Annotated in this window: 14 protein-coding genes; 10 read left to right on the top strand and 4 right to left on the bottom strand. The window is 66.5% G+C overall.

Going from position 1 to position 13,255, the window contains the following annotated elements:
* Positions 1-48 precede the first annotated feature (48 nt).
* Positions 49-942: a substrate-binding domain-containing protein gene (locus A7X65_RS30805; protein ID WP_063692355.1), complete on the bottom strand. Its 894-nt coding sequence runs from the start codon at positions 940-942 to the stop codon at positions 49-51.
* 328 nt (positions 943-1,270) lie between these two features.
* Here A7X65_RS30805 and A7X65_RS30800 point away from each other — a divergent pair, with 328 nt between their 5' ends.
* From A7X65_RS30800 to A7X65_RS30785, 4 genes are read left to right on the top strand one after another with little or no spacing between them, the layout of a single operon-like run.
* A complete protein-coding gene (locus tag A7X65_RS30800) occupies positions 1,271-2,104 on the top strand; it encodes an ABC transporter substrate-binding protein (RefSeq protein WP_063692353.1) in 834 nt (277 codons plus the stop codon).
* A gap of 54 nt (positions 2,105-2,158) precedes the next feature.
* Entirely contained in the window at positions 2,159-3,265 is a 1,107-nt protein-coding gene (locus tag A7X65_RS30795) for a molybdopterin-binding protein (RefSeq protein ID WP_063692351.1), read from the top strand.
* A 13-nt stretch (positions 3,266-3,278) separates the two neighbouring features.
* A complete protein-coding gene (locus A7X65_RS30790; RefSeq protein ID WP_063692632.1) occupies positions 3,279-5,228 on the top strand; it encodes a molybdopterin biosynthesis protein in 1,950 nt (649 codons plus the stop codon).
* A 49-nt stretch (positions 5,229-5,277) separates the two neighbouring features.
* A complete protein-coding gene (locus tag A7X65_RS30785) occupies positions 5,278-6,408 on the top strand; it encodes an FAD-dependent monooxygenase (RefSeq protein ID WP_063692630.1) in 1,131 nt (376 codons plus the stop codon).
* On the opposite strand, the gene A7X65_RS30780 is transcribed toward A7X65_RS30785, so the two are convergent.
* Complete coding sequence (locus A7X65_RS30780; protein WP_063692349.1) at positions 6,375-6,611, bottom strand: hypothetical protein; 237 nt, start codon at positions 6,609-6,611, stop codon at positions 6,375-6,377. The two genes, A7X65_RS30785 and A7X65_RS30780, sit on opposite strands and share 34 nt — an antisense overlap.
* 110 nt (positions 6,612-6,721) lie before the next feature.
* Here A7X65_RS30780 and A7X65_RS30775 point away from each other — a divergent pair, with 110 nt between their 5' ends.
* Positions 6,722-7,021 carry a hypothetical protein gene (locus A7X65_RS30775; RefSeq protein ID WP_063692347.1) on the top strand — a complete coding sequence of 100 codons (300 nt, stop codon included), beginning with the start codon at positions 6,722-6,724 and terminating at the stop codon, positions 7,019-7,021.
* Between the two features lie 7 nt (positions 7,022-7,028).
* On the opposite strand, the gene mobA is transcribed toward A7X65_RS30775, so the two are convergent.
* On the bottom strand, positions 7,029-7,706 hold the full coding sequence (gene mobA / locus A7X65_RS30770; RefSeq protein ID WP_186467807.1) for a molybdenum cofactor guanylyltransferase MobA: 678 nt from the start codon (positions 7,704-7,706) through the stop codon (positions 7,029-7,031).
* Complete coding sequence (gene fdhD / locus A7X65_RS30765) at positions 7,651-8,541, bottom strand: formate dehydrogenase accessory sulfurtransferase FdhD (protein WP_063692346.1); 891 nt, start codon at positions 8,539-8,541, stop codon at positions 7,651-7,653. The genes mobA and fdhD overlap by 56 nt, the downstream gene beginning before the upstream one ends.
* Before the next feature lie 208 nt (positions 8,542-8,749).
* On the opposite strand from fdhD, the gene mobB reads away from it, so the two are divergent.
* From mobB to A7X65_RS30740, 5 genes are all read left to right on the top strand, one after another.
* A complete protein-coding gene (mobB, locus tag A7X65_RS30760) occupies positions 8,750-9,277 on the top strand; it encodes a molybdopterin-guanine dinucleotide biosynthesis protein B (RefSeq protein WP_063692344.1) in 528 nt (175 codons plus the stop codon).
* A gap of 9 nt (positions 9,278-9,286) precedes the next feature.
* Positions 9,287-10,543 carry a molybdopterin molybdotransferase MoeA gene (locus A7X65_RS30755; RefSeq protein WP_063692342.1) on the top strand — a complete coding sequence of 419 codons (1,257 nt, stop codon included), beginning with the start codon at positions 9,287-9,289 and terminating at the stop codon, positions 10,541-10,543.
* A gap of 45 nt (positions 10,544-10,588) precedes the next feature.
* Positions 10,589-10,852 carry a sulfurtransferase TusA family protein gene (locus A7X65_RS30750; protein ID WP_063692341.1) on the top strand — a complete coding sequence of 88 codons (264 nt, stop codon included), beginning with the start codon at positions 10,589-10,591 and terminating at the stop codon, positions 10,850-10,852.
* A 320-nt stretch (positions 10,853-11,172) separates the two neighbouring features.
* Positions 11,173-12,879: an OFA family MFS transporter gene (locus A7X65_RS30745; protein ID WP_063692339.1), complete on the top strand. Its 1,707-nt coding sequence runs from the start codon at positions 11,173-11,175 to the stop codon at positions 12,877-12,879.
* Positions 12,880-12,969: 90 nt separating this feature from the next.
* Positions 12,970-13,245, top strand: coding sequence for a hypothetical protein (locus A7X65_RS30740; RefSeq protein WP_063692337.1), 276 nt, complete (start codon positions 12,970-12,972; stop codon positions 13,243-13,245).
* Positions 13,246-13,255 lie beyond the last annotated feature (10 nt).

Raw genomic sequence — 13,255 nt, 5'->3', positions numbered from 1 at the left:
CCGGCTGAATTGGTTTCTTTTGCAACTATTTTGGGGCGGGCGTCAATGTCAGGCCGCGAAGCGGACCTGCCCGGCGGGGGAGGGATCGTAGCCGGTCAGCTCCTCGGCGCGCTGGCGCAGCCGCCGTTCGCTCAGGAACCGTATCAACGCCTGCATGGCAGGGCGGAAATAGCTGCGCTGCCGCATTGCGAGATCAAAATTCTCCCAGACCAGCGGCACGAAATCGAGGCCGGCCGAGCGCGCCGCAGCGCGCGTCGCCACCCCGCAATCGGCCTGACCGGCGCGGACCATCTCGGCGAGATCCGGCCCGGTGAGGGCCGGCGTCTCCACCCGGCGCAAATCCCGCACCGTCGCGTCCGCGCGCTTGAGCAGCGCGTCGAGCAGCATCTGCGCGCCTGTGCCTTGTTGTCGCATCGCCATCCGGGCGCCGACCGCGAGCACGTCGGCGAGGCCGCGCAGCCGTTTCGGATTGCCCGGCGGAAGCACGAGGCCCTGCTCGCGGCGCACGAAGGCGACCAGCAGCGCGTCATGCAGGTCCGGAGCGTCCCGCAGCGCCGTCACACTGGCGTCGGCGACAAGGTTGCCGGCGGCATCCAGGCTGTGGAAGTGCACGGCCACCGCCATCACTTCGTCGCGCTGCAGCCGTTCGAGCCCGCGCGCGCTGCCCTCGCTCATCGATCCCAAGCCGGAGCCGGATTCGCGCAGGCTCCAATCCAGCAGTTCGTCCTGGCTGCCGCCCACGACGGGCGGCGGCTCCGTGGTCAGCATGCCCGCGGGACGCGCGAGGCCCGACAGGACCCAGAGGTCGAGCTCATGGCGAGGGAAGAGCCACTTACCGGTCACCTTGCTGCAGGGGATCGCACCGGTGGTGACGAGTTCGTAGAGCTTGCGTTCGCCAAGTCGGAGATAGTCAGCGGCTTCGCTGGTCGTCAGGAATTCCATCCTGCATTCCTATGCAAATTCTTGCTTCTTTTTGGACGTTCGTCGCAGGTGGAATTCTGCATTTCATTTTATGTCCGCCGGAACCATGCCCGATCATCTCGTTGCTTTGCAACACATCCGCGCACGCGATTTCCGCTTTGGTGAACGATCCTCGCGCGCGCGAATGGCGTGGACCTTGCGGCTGTCGCGAACGCGCATGCGATCGGCGGTCTTGCAGTCGCCACGCCGCGTCGTGCGTTGCCGAAATATCCCGGACGGTAGCGCGATGGCGTCACGAGGGCGGCGCAATCGGTCATCATGATCGCGTCATATCGAAGGGAACCAGCTCATGGCCGCTCGCCGCCTGTTCGTTGCATTCGCGCTTCTCTGCGGCCTTGCCTTTGGGCCTGAGGCGTCGTCTGCGGACGATCGCGCGATCGTGCTGGCCACGACGACATCGACGCAGGAGTCCGGCCTGCTCGATCATCTGCTGCCGATCTTCCGCGACAAGACCGGCATCGACGTGAAGGTCATCGCGCGGCGCGCCGACGAGGTGCTCGACGGTGCACGCAAGGGCGAGGCGGACGTCGTGCTGACGCATGCGCGGCCGCAGGAGGAGAAGTTCGTCGCCGACGGCTTTGCCGTGAAGCGCTTCGACGTGATGTACAACGACTATGTGCTGATCGGACCGAAGAGCGATCCGGCCGGCGTGAAGGGCAAGGACATCGCGACCGCGCTCAAGGCGATCGAGGCCAAGGGCGCGCCGTTCGTGACGCGCGGCGATCGCTCCGGCACGCACGCCGCGGAGCTCGCGCTCTGGATCGTCGCCGGCATCGACATCGCGAGCGCCAAGGGCGCCTGGTATCGCGAGGCCAAGCAGGGCATGGACGCGGCGCTCGAGGCCGCGCGCACGGCGAACGCCTACGTGCTCTCGGACCGCGGCAGCTGGATCGCCTTCCGCGATCGCGGCGATCTCGACATCGTCGTCGAAGGCGACAAGCGGCTGCTCAACCAGTACGGCGTGATGCTGATGAACCCCGAGAAGTTTCCGAACGTGAAGAAGGAGCTCGGGCAGACCTTCGTCGACTGGCTGATCTCGCCGGAGGGGCAGGCTGCGATTGCCGGCTACAAGGTCGACGGGCAGCAGCTGTTCTTCCCGAATGCGGACAAGTCGGCCGGCTGACATCCGCGCCTGCAGCGGTTGCCAAACCGGGCGATGCGTGATCCATCATGGCGCATGACCCAGCGCCTGCCGCCATCGCTGACGCCGCTCGACACCGCACTCGCCGCGTTGCTGCGTGGCGTCGATCCCGTTGCGCCGGTTGCGTTGCCGCCGGCGGAAGCGATTGGCTGCGTCGCTGCAGGCTCGCCGCAGGTGGCGGCATATCCGCCTCACGACATCGCTGCCGCGGATGGCTGGGCGCTGCGCGCCAGCGATCTCGTCGGCGCCTCCGCCTATGCGCCGCTCCCTCTTGCAATAGCCCCGGTCTGGGTCGATGCCGGCGATGCGATGCCTGGGGGATGCGACTGTGTGCTCGATGCCGACGCCGTGGAGGCATCGGGGCCGCTGGTGCAGGTGCTTGCCGAGGCCGTGCCGGGGCAGGGTGTCCGGCGCGCCGGAGGCGACATCGCCGCGGGCGCGACAGATCGTGCGGAAGGATATCCGGTCGGTGCGGCCGCCCTGTTGCTCGCGGGCGCCGCAGCGATGGACCGGCTGAGCGTGCGTCGGCCGCGGCTGCGGATCGTCAACGTGCCGGGCGCGACGACGGCGGCGCAAATGATCGCCGGCATCGCGCGTGCAGGGGGACTTGATGTGCAGACGTTCGAGGCGGCCGCGCGCGATGAAGCATCGATCGCCGCCGTGCTCGAGGCGTCCGCTTGCGACCTGCTGGTGATTGTCGGCGGCAGCGGGCTTGGCCGTCAGGATGCGGCGGTGACTGCACTGGCTCGGCGCGGCGAGGTGCTCGCCCATGGTATCGCGCTTCAGCCCGGCCGCACCGCTGCGGTCGGGCGGCTCGGCAAGGTTCCCGCCGTCGCGTTGCCCGGCTCGCCGGATCATGCGCTCGCGGGCTGGCTCGCGCTCGTGCTTCCGCTCATCGACCGTCTGTCGGCACGGCGGCCGCGCCGGCAAATCAGCCTGCCGCTGGCGCGAAAAATTGCGTCCAGCGTCGGTATCGCCGAGATCGTGCTGCTCGCTGAGGAACAGCGCGCCTGGATGCCGCTTGCGGTGGGGGAGTGGCCGTTCCAGGCCATCGCCCGTGCCGATGCATGGCTGATTATTCCCGCCAGCCACGAGGGTTTTGCGGCGGGCGCGCCGGTCGATGCTTATCTGATGTGGGAGTGATATGGGTTCCGGCATGACCATGATCCCAAAACCGCCAGACCGCAGCGCGCTCGAACAGGAGCAGTTCCTCAAGATCCTCTCACGCGAGGATGCGCTGGCGCGCTTTGAGGCTGCATTGTTCCCGCGCGCGATCCCGAGCGAGCTACGCAAGCTCGGCGATGCGCTCGGCACGGCGCTGGCGGAAGATGTCACCGCGCCGATCGATGTGCCGCCGTTCGACCGCTCCAATGTCGACGGCTTTGCCGTCCGCTCGGCGGACCTCGCCGCTGCGGGTGAGGGCGCGCCGGTTCGGCTGGTGTTGAATGACGAGACCATCCACTGCGGCACCGCGCCGAGGATGCAGGTCGCCGGCGGCACAGCCACGCCGATCGCGACCGGCGGCCCGGTGCCGCGCGGCGCCGATGCCGTCGTCATGGTCGAGCACACCCAGCCGGCCGGCCTAGATGCGATCGACGTCCGACGCGCCGTCTCGCCCGGACAGTTCGTGTCCTATGCCGGCTCCGACATCGCGCGCGGCGAGGCGCTGCTGCGCGCCGGCACGATCATCGGCTCGCGCGAGATCGGCATGCTGGCGGCCTGCGGCATCGCCGAGGTGACGGTCGCGCGAAAGCCGCGGGTTGCCGTGATCTCGACCGGTGACGAACTGGTGCAGCCCGGCGAAAGCCTCGCGCCCGCGGAGATCTACGACACCAACGGCGCGATCGTCGCGGCCGCGATCGACGAGAATGGCGGCGAGGCGATCTTTCTCGGCGCTATTCCCGACGATGAGGCCAGGCTCGAAGCCGCCATGCGCAGCGCGCTGGCTGACGCCGACATGCTGGTGCTCTCCGGCGGCACCTCGAAAGGCGCGGGTGATCTGTCTCACCGCATCATCGGCCGGCTCGGCCAGCCCGGCATCATCGCCCATGGCGTTGCGCTCAAGCCCGGCAAGCCGCTGTGTCTTGCAGTCTGCGACGGCAAGCCGGTGGTGATCCTGCCGGGCTTTCCGACCTCGGCGATGTTCACCTTCCACGACATGATCGTGCCGGTGCTGCGCCGGATGGCCGGCATGCCGCCGCGCTCCGACGCCAAGGTGACCGCAACCGTGCCGGTGCGCATCGCCTCCGAACTTGGCCGCACCGAATTCGTCATGGTCTCGCTGGTCGAGGGCAGCAATGGCCTGATCGCCTATCCCTCCGGCAAAGGCTCCGGTGCGATCACCTCGTTCGCGCAGGCCGACGGCTTCCTGCGCATCGACGCGCTCGCCGACCAGATGCCGGCGGGCACCGAGACCGAGGTGACGCTGTTCACGCCGCATGTGCGGGTGCCCGATCTCGTCATCGTCGGCAGCCATTGCACCGGCCTCGACCTCGTCACGGCGCAGCTTGCGCATGCCGGCCTGATGGTGCGCTCGATCGCGGTCGGCAGCCTCGGCGGACTCGCGGCGGCCAAGCGCGGCGAATGCGATCTCGCGCCGATCCATCTGTTCGACGACAAGAGCGAAACCTACAACACGCCCTATCTCGTCGAAGGCCTCGAGCTCGTCCCCGGTTGGCGGCGGATGCAGGGCATCGTCTTCCGCAAGGGCGACACGCGTTTCGAGGGCCTGAGCGCGAAGGATGCGGTCGCCGCCGCACTCGCCGATGCCGCCTGCATCATGGTCAACCGCAACCAGGGCGCCGGCACGCGCATCCTGATCGACCGGCTGCTGGGCGGAGTGCGCCCGGAAGGCTACTGGAACCAGCCGCGCTCGCACAACGCCGTCGCCGCTGCCGTCGCACAGCACCGCGCCGATTGGGGCATGACCATTGCGCCGGTCGCCCATGCAACCGGACTCGGTTTCATTCCGCTCGCCGAGGAGCATTATGATTTCGCGCTGGTGACGGCGCGCAAGAACCGTCCGGCGGTGCAGGCGTTTCTCGATGCGCTCGGCTCGGACGCGGCGCGCGCGGCGCTGCAGCGAGCAGGCTTCCGGCCTGCCTAGAGTAGACGACGACGCGGCGCTCAAGCCGCGCGACAGGGTGGGGGACGCGATGGCAAGGCCGCTTTCGGTTGCGATCGTCGGTGCCGGCATGGGCGGGCTTGCGACCGCCGCGGCGCTGAGACGCGTGGGCGTCGACGTCACGGTCTACGAGCAAGCCTCCAAGTTCGCCCGCATCGGCGCCGGGATCCAGATCGGCTGCAACGCCATGAAGGTGCTGCGCGCGCTCGGGCTGGAGGCGCGGATGCGCGAGCACGCGTTCTACCCGCGCTCCTGGAACAATCGCGACTGGGAGAGCGGCGACATCAAGTTCGACATGATTTTCGGCGAGAGCGCGGAAGAGAAGTTCGGCGCGCCCTACCTGCTCGCCCATCGCGGCGATCTGCACGCGGCGCTGGCGAGCGTCGTTCCTGCCGATGTCGTGAAGCTGAATCACAAGCTGGTTGGTCTCGACGAGACCGGCGATGGCGTCCGGCTGACATTCGCCGACGGCACCAGCGCCGTTGCCGATGCGGTGGTCGGCGCGGATGGCGTGCATTCGACGGTGCGCGACATCCTGTTCGACACCGCGCCGGCGAGGTTCACCGGCCGCATCGCCTATCGCACCACTTATCCGGCCGCCCTGCTCGGCGGGGAGGAGATCGACGACTGCACCAAATGGTGGGGCGAGGACCGCCACATCGTGATCTATTACGTCAAGCCGGATCGCAGCGAGGTCTATCTCGTCACCAGCCAGCCCGAGCCGGACTTCCGCGTCGAGTCATGGTCGGCGAAGGGTGACGTGCGCGACCTCCGTGCGTCGTTCGAAGGTTTCCATCCTCAGGTCGGAAAAGTGCTCGCGGCATGTCCCGACGTGCACAAATGGGCGATCATGGATCGCGAGGCGCTCGATCGCTGGGCGGTCGGCAAGGTGACGCTGCTCGGCGATGCCTGCCATCCCATGACGCCCTACATGGCGCAGGGTGCGGCTATGGCGATCGAGGATGCCGCCGTGCTGTCGCGCTGCCTCGACGGTGCTGACCGCGATGGCGTCGCGGATGCATTCCGCCGTTTCGAGGCGACACGGAAAGGGCGGACCACGCGGGTGCAGGAGACCTCGCGCGCCAATATCTGGCTGAAGGAGCGGACCGATACGAGCTGGGTCTACGGCTACGACGCCTGGTCGGTGCCGCTGGCGGCCTGATCGCGCAGGCGTTCGCGTTCTTCCGCCTCGGCGAGCGCACGCTGCGCGGCAGGCGGCAGCGGCTTCGGGTCCTCTGGCACCTCGACGATCTTGTCGCTTCCGGTGGCCTGCCGGCTCAGCCGTTTCGTGTTGTCGATCGCGGCCGACATCTCGACCACGAAATCGACGACTGCGAAGACGGCGTTCAGGAGAGAGTCGGCCATGGTTCGTCCGCGGCAATGTCCCTCTCATTGGTCGTGGCCTGCCCGGATACGGTTCGATGCCGCGTGAACCGCAAAGTCTGCCGCCGCGACCAAGGCCTGTGAGCCAGGCCATGACCGTGTCGATACCCCTCAATTTTCGCAAGATCGCCGCGCTGGTCGCAGGCGCCGGGACGCTGTTCTGGCTCTACACCTTCTATTTCATCGCCCATGTCCCGCCCGGCGACGGCACCGGCTTTCAGTGGCTCGCGGTATTCCCGCTCGGCATGGTCTTCGGATTGTTCTTCCTGCCGGCCTGGCTGCTGGTGGCCATCGGGCGCCTGCCGCGTTTCACCACGGCCGTCGGGCTGTGCGGCCTGATCGCCTTCGCGATCATCTGGATGCAGCTCCTCAACGAGTTTCCAAAATCGTAAGGCGAGATCACGCCGCGTCGTCGAGCGCCGCGAGCCGTTCCGCCTCGGCGATGTCCTCGACCGTGTTGGCGTTGAAAAACGGATCGAGCGGCTCGGTCGGCCAGGTCACCGTCGCGAGCGGATAGCGTGCGGTCCACCGGTCGATCTTGCGGAGGTCCTCGACCACGAGCGCATGGCGCAGCTCATCGCGCAGGGCGACGCGCCACAGGCCGATCACCGGATGGGATTGGTCGCCGGATGCAGCAACCGCGAGCTGCGCGTTCTCCCGTGCCCGTGCCTCATGCAGGCGCGCGACGAGATCGCGCGGCAGGAACGGGCAATCGCCGGCGGCGCTGAGCACCCATTCGATCTCAGGCCGGTTCGCCGCGGTCCAGTCGAGCGCGGCCAAAATGCCGGCGAGCGGGCCGGGAAAGTTGGGGACATCGTCTGCGATGACCTGCAGGTCGAACGCGGCGAAGCGTGTGGGATCGCCATTCGCATTGAGGATCAGTCCGCTGCATTGGGGAGTGAGCCGCGCGATCACGCGCTCGAGGATGGTACGACCGCCGATGGTGCGCATCGGCTTGTCGCCACCGCCCATGCGACGTGCGAGGCCGCCGGCGAGCAGCACGCCCTGCGTCGCGGGAATCTCAGTCGTCACCACCTTCACCCTTGCGCTTGTGCCTTGCCGACTCTTCTTCGACATAGGCGAGGTTCTGGTCGTAGACGATCCGTTCCTCGCCGGCGAGCACGATGAAGCGCTTGCCGCGGGTCCGGCCGACCAGGGTCAGGCCGACCTGCCTTGCGAGATCGACGCCCCAGGCGGTGAAGCCGGAGCGGGACACCAGGATCGGAATGCCCATGCGAACGGTCTTGATCACCATCTCCGAGGTGAGGCGTCCCGTGGTGTAGAGGATTTTGTCCGAGGCATCGACGCCGTGGCGGTACATCCAGCCCGCGATCTTGTCGACCGCGTTGTGGCGGCCGACGTCCTCGGTGTAGCAGAGCGGCTCGCCCTCCCTACACAGCACGCAGCCATGGATCGCGCCGGCCTCGAGATACAGCGAGGGCATGGTGTTGATGGTCTGCGTCATCTGGTAGAGCCAGGAGGTGCGCAGCTCGGCCTTCGGTAGCGCGACGCTCTCGACCGCTTCCAGCAGATCGCCGAAGGCGGTGCCCTGCGCGCAGCCCGAAGTCTGCGTGCGCTTCTTCAGCTTGGCTTCGAAATTGGTGTGGTGCTCGGTGCGCACGACGACCACCTGAAGGTCGTCGTCGTATTCGACCTCGGTGACCACGTCACTATATTTCAGCATGTTCTGGTTCAGCAGGTAGCCGAGCGCCAGATATTCGGGGTAATCGCCGATCGTCATCATGGTGACGATCTCCTGGGCGTTCAGGTAGAGCGTCAACGGCCGCTCCATCGGCACCTTGATCTCGACCCGGGCGCCGGTCTGGTCGGTCCCGGTCACGCTCTGGGTCAGGCGCGGGTCGTCCGGATTGGGGACGATCAGGGGCACCGGGGCTTTGTCGATCTTCATCATGGCGGCGACGTTAGCATGACATTCGGGTCAAGCCGATATAAGCATGCTGGGGAATAGGCAAAATGCCTCCGCTCGTCATTGCGAGCGCAGCGAAGCAATCCGGAATCTTTCCGCGGAGACCGTCTGGATTGCTTCGCTACGCTCGCAATGACGGGGAGAGGCCGGAGGTTCCATCGGCTAGGGAGCCGTTGGCGGAGATCGAACGGTTATGAAAGTCATCGGCCTTGCAGGCTGGAGCGGTGCGGGCAAGACCACGCTGTTGACGCGGCTGATCCCGCATTTCAACGCGCAGGGCCTGCGTGTCTCCGTCATCAAGCACGCGCATCACCAGTTCGACGTCGACGTGCCCGGCAAGGATTCCTGGCGCCATCGCGAGGCCGGCGCGGCCGAGGTGCTGGTGGCCTCGTCGAACCGATGGGCCTTGATGCATGAACTGCGCGGCGCCGCGGAGCCGCGGCTGCCGGAACTATTGAGCAAGCTCTCGGCGGTCGATCTCGTCGTGGTCGAGGGCTTCAAGCGCGAGCCGCATCGCAAGATCGAGGTGCATCGCGCGGCCAACGGCAAGCCGCTGCTGTTTCCGGACGATCCCGGAATTGCCGGGATTGCGACCGATATCGCGATTGACACGCGCCTGCCGACTGTCCATCTCGATGATATCGAGGCTGCCGCGGCGCTGATGCTGCGTGCGGCGATGCCGGTCGAGGAAGCGGTGGCAAAGAGCGCCGCGATGCGCTGACGAGGCACCATGGCGCAACTGTCGGACGATTGTTTTGCCTTCGGGGGACCGATGATGTCGGTCGACGAGGCCGTTGGCCTGATCACCACGCGCGTCAATGCGATTGCCGATCTCGAAACGGTGAGCTTAGTCGATGCGGACGGCCGCGTGCTGGCGCACGATATTGCCGCGCCGCTGCCGCTGCCGCCCTTCACGAACTCCGCCGTCGACGGCTACGCCGTGCGCAACGCGGATATTCCGCAAACCGCAGAGCAGGCGTTCCCGCTCGACGGCCGTATCCAGGCCGGCGGTCTTGTGCAGGCCCCGATCAGGCCCGGCCACACCGCGCGCATCTTCACGGGCGCGCCGATGCCCCCCGATGCCGAGACCGTCTTCATGCAGGAGGATGTCCGCATCGATGAGTCCGGCCGCATCGTGCTGCCGCCGGGACTGAAGCCGGGCTCCAATGTCCGCCCCGCAGGCGAGGACATTCCGCAGGGGCAGGTGGCGCTGCGCGCCGGCCAGCGCTTGCGGCCGCAGCATGTCGCGCTGGCGGCGGCGTTTGGTCTGACGCATCTCGACGTGGTCAGGCGAATTCGCGTCGCGGTGTTCTCGACCGGCGACGAGCTGGCTTCGCCGGGCGGGTCGCGCGCGGCCTCGCAGCTGTTCGATTCCAACCGTTTCATGCTGATGGCGATGCTTCGCCGGCTCGGCTGCGAGGTCAGCGACCTCGGCATCCTGCGCGACGAACGCTCCTCGCTGGCGAATGGCCTGAAGCAGGTCGCGGGCGCGCACGATCTGATTCTCACCACCGGCGGCGTCTCGACCGGCGAAGAGGATCACGTCAAGGCGGCGGTCGAGAGCATCGGCTCGCTCGTGCTGTGGCGAATGGCGATCAAGCCCGGACGGCCCGTGGCGATGGGCATCATCGACGGCACGCCGCTGATCGGATTGCCCGGCAATCCGGTCGCGAGCTTCGTCACCTTCGTCCACGTGGTGCGGCCGACCGTGCTGGCGCTCGCCGGCGGTCTGCCGGAACCGCTGCTGCCGATCCCGGTTCGCGCGGCATTCACCTACAAGAAGAAGATCGGCCGCCGCGAATATGTGCGTGCCTCGCTGCGGCGCAGGGAGGACGGCGCGCTGGAGGCCGTCAAGTTCCCGCGCGAAGGAGCAGGCTTGTTGTCGTCACTGGTCGAGACCGACGGCCTCATCGAGCTCGGTGAGGATATCACGCGCGTCGAGCCGGGGCAGGGCGTAGGTTTCCTGCCCTATGCCGGTCTGCTCTAGGGCGGTTGCGTTGACGCCGCCACATCGCCCCGCCATGTTGCGCCCATGACCAGAACGACGCTCGATCTCACCGGGCTGAAATGCCCGCTGCCTGCCCTGAAGACCCGCAAGGCGCTGAAGCCGCTGCAGCCGGGCGATCAACTCGAAGTGCACTGCACCGACCCGCTGTCGGTGATTGACATTCCGAACCTGATCCGCGAGACGGGCGACACGGTGGAGATCACGGAGCGCAACGAGACGCGCATCGTGTTCTTGATAGAAAAAGCCGATGTATCGATAGAGAAAACGAATGGTGCGCTGCCGTCGTAGTGCGCGGTCACTCTGCTGATACCTACCTTTTGTCTATCGACATCAAGCATGGCTTCTGCCCCAATTGACTTTCTCCGTGCAGGCGCGGAGGTTGAGTCTTGTCTGCGATACGCGGATCAATGGGCCACACATCAGAAGCCTGCACGATGTATCGGCATAGATCCCCGCTTCAGGGGTTAACGACTCGGACGCGCGTGACGATCCTGGCGCGTGTCGGATGATTGTGCGGAGCAGCAGGGACAACAGCTGCACCACACCGGGCTGAGGAACAGGATAGTCGCGGCAGGCCGCTCAGAAGGGCGGCTGCAGGGGAGGAGTGTATGTCTACTATCGAGAGCGCTGGAACGATTTCGGGCGCCGGCGCGGGCTTTCTGGATCGCGAGCGGACCATCGCGACCGCAGGCTTCAATCGCTGGCTGGTGCCGCCGGCGGCGCTGTGCATCCATCTCTGCATCGGCATGGCCTACGGCTTCTCGGTGTTCTGGCTGCCGCTGTCGCGCGCGATCGGATTGACCGCGCCGAAGACCTGCGGCGACATCTCGCTGTTCCAGGAGCTGTTCACGACCAGCTGCGACTGGAAGGTCGCCAGCATGGGCTGGATGTACACGCTGTTCTTCGTGCTGCTCGGCATCGCGGCTGCGGTGTGGGGCGGCTGGCTGGAGCGGGTGGGTCCGCGCAAGGCTGGCTTCGTCTCCGCGCTTTGCTGGTGCGGCGGCCTCTTCCTCGGTGCGATCGGTGTCTACACCCATCAGCTCTGGCTGTTGTGGCTGGGCTCCGGCGTGATCGGCGGCATCGGCCTCGGTCTCGGCTACATCTCGCCGGTGTCGACGCTGGTGAAGTGGTTTCCGGACCGCCGCGGCATGGCGACCGGCATGGCCATCATGGGTTTCGGCGGCGGCGCCATGATCGGTGCGCCGCTTGCCAATATTCTGATGAACGGCGGCAAGTTCTTTAGCTTCTTTGGCGGACAGTTCGAGCTTGGTTTCGCGGGCTTCAAGTCAGCCAATGACGTCGGCGTCTGGCAAACCTTCCTCGCCATGGGCGTGATCTATTTCGTGTTCATGATGATCGGTGCGTTCCGCTATCGCCTGCCGCCGCCCGGCTGGCAGCCCGAGGGCTGGACCCCACCGTCCAAGGCCAACGCGATGATCTCGAAGAACAACGTCCATCTCAACGACGCGCACAAGACGCCGCAGTTCTGGCTGATCTGGTGGGTGCTGTGCCTGAACGTGTCGGCCGGCATCGGTGTGATCGGCATGGCCTCGCCCATGCTCCAGGAGATTTTTGCCGGCAAGCTGATCGGCCTGCCTGACGTCGGCTTCAACGCGCTCGATGCCGGGCAGAAGGCGCAGATCGCAGCGATCGCTGCGGGCTTCGCCGGATTGCTGTCGCTGTTCAACATCGGCGGCCGCTTCTTCTGGGCATCGCTGTCGGACAAGATCGGCCGCAAGAACACGTACTACACGTTCTTCATCCTCGGCATCGTGCTCTATGCGCTGGCGCCGACCTTTGCGGCGATGGGCTCGAAGTTTCTCTTCGTGCTCGGCTTCGGCATCATCCTGTCGATGTATGGCGGCGGCTTCGCCACCGTGCCGGCCTATCTCGCCGACATGTTCGGCACGCAGTTCGTCGGCGCCATCCACGGCCGGCTGCTGACGGCGTGGTCGACCGCGGGCATCATCGGCCCTGTCGTGGTGAACTACATCCGCGAGTTCCAGCTCGCGGCGGGCGTGCCGCGCGACCAGCTCTACAACACCACCATGTACATTCTCTGCGCGATGCTGATCGCGGGCCTGATCTGCAACTACCTGATCAAGCCGGTCGATGCGAAGTGGCACATGAAGGACGCGGACGTTGCCAAGCTGCAGGCTGCCAGCGCCAGCGCGGCTGCCGCGGGGCCGCACGGCTCCTACGGCATCGGCTTTGGCGGGCTTGATGCCAAGGCGGCGCTGTTCTGGGCCTTCGTCGGCGTTCCCCTGCTCTGGGGTGTCTGGAAGACGCTGGAGAGCGCGGTCAAGATTTTCTGACCGCCGTCGAGACAGCTGCGGGATGCCCATCGGCGTCCCGCGGCGTTCGCCTTTTAGACATCACCTGGAATGGGACTTAGGGGGACCTCCATGCTTCGCACCCGTATCTGCCTCGCAGCCATGCTGCTGGCAGCAAGCGTTCACACCGCGTCCGCACAAACCGCAACCGCGCCCGCCGCACCGGCTGCCACGTCCGAAGCCAAGCCGGGCAAGATCAAGCTCACGATGCAGAAGCTGAAGGACATGAAGGCCAAGTGGGCGGCCAACAAGCCCAAGCTCAAGGCCTGCCGCGGCGAGGTGAAGACCAAGGGTCTGGCCGGCGACGACCGCTGGTTCTTCATCGAAGAGTGCATGAACAAGAGCTGAGGTCGGGTTC

The organism is Bradyrhizobium stylosanthis (assembly GCF_001641335.1).
GTDB classification, from domain to species: domain Bacteria; phylum Pseudomonadota; class Alphaproteobacteria; order Rhizobiales; family Xanthobacteraceae; genus Bradyrhizobium; species Bradyrhizobium stylosanthis.
This window is presented reverse-complemented; position numbering and strand designations above follow the sequence as displayed.

Coding starts and splice junctions, on each gene's coding strand:
- mobA (WP_186467807.1), bottom strand. CDS start 7,706: ATGTCGAAGAAGAGTCGGCAAGGCACAAGCGCAAGGGTGAAGGTGGTG.
- A7X65_RS30795 (WP_063692351.1), top strand. CDS start 2,159: ATGACCCAGCGCCTGCCGCCATCGCTGACGCCGCTCGACACCGCACTC.
- A7X65_RS30805 (WP_063692355.1), bottom strand. CDS start 942: ATGGAATTCCTGACGACCAGCGAAGCCGCTGACTATCTCCGACTTGGC.
- A7X65_RS30750 (WP_063692341.1), top strand. CDS start 10,589: ATGACCAGAACGACGCTCGATCTCACCGGGCTGAAATGCCCGCTGCCT.
- A7X65_RS30755 (WP_063692342.1), top strand. CDS start 9,287: ATGGCGCAACTGTCGGACGATTGTTTTGCCTTCGGGGGACCGATGATG.
- A7X65_RS30740 (WP_063692337.1), top strand. CDS start 12,970: ATGCTTCGCACCCGTATCTGCCTCGCAGCCATGCTGCTGGCAGCAAGC.
- mobB (WP_063692344.1), top strand. CDS start 8,750: ATGAAAGTCATCGGCCTTGCAGGCTGGAGCGGTGCGGGCAAGACCACG.
- A7X65_RS30790 (WP_063692632.1), top strand. CDS start 3,279: ATGACCATGATCCCAAAACCGCCAGACCGCAGCGCGCTCGAACAGGAG.
- fdhD (WP_063692346.1), bottom strand. CDS start 8,541: ATGATGAAGATCGACAAAGCCCCGGTGCCCCTGATCGTCCCCAATCCG.
- A7X65_RS30800 (WP_063692353.1), top strand. CDS start 1,271: ATGGCCGCTCGCCGCCTGTTCGTTGCATTCGCGCTTCTCTGCGGCCTT.
- A7X65_RS30780 (WP_063692349.1), bottom strand. CDS start 6,611: ATGGCCGACTCTCTCCTGAACGCCGTCTTCGCAGTCGTCGATTTCGTG.
- A7X65_RS30775 (WP_063692347.1), top strand. CDS start 6,722: ATGACCGTGTCGATACCCCTCAATTTTCGCAAGATCGCCGCGCTGGTC.
- A7X65_RS30745 (WP_063692339.1), top strand. CDS start 11,173: ATGTCTACTATCGAGAGCGCTGGAACGATTTCGGGCGCCGGCGCGGGC.
- A7X65_RS30785 (WP_063692630.1), top strand. CDS start 5,278: ATGGCAAGGCCGCTTTCGGTTGCGATCGTCGGTGCCGGCATGGGCGGG.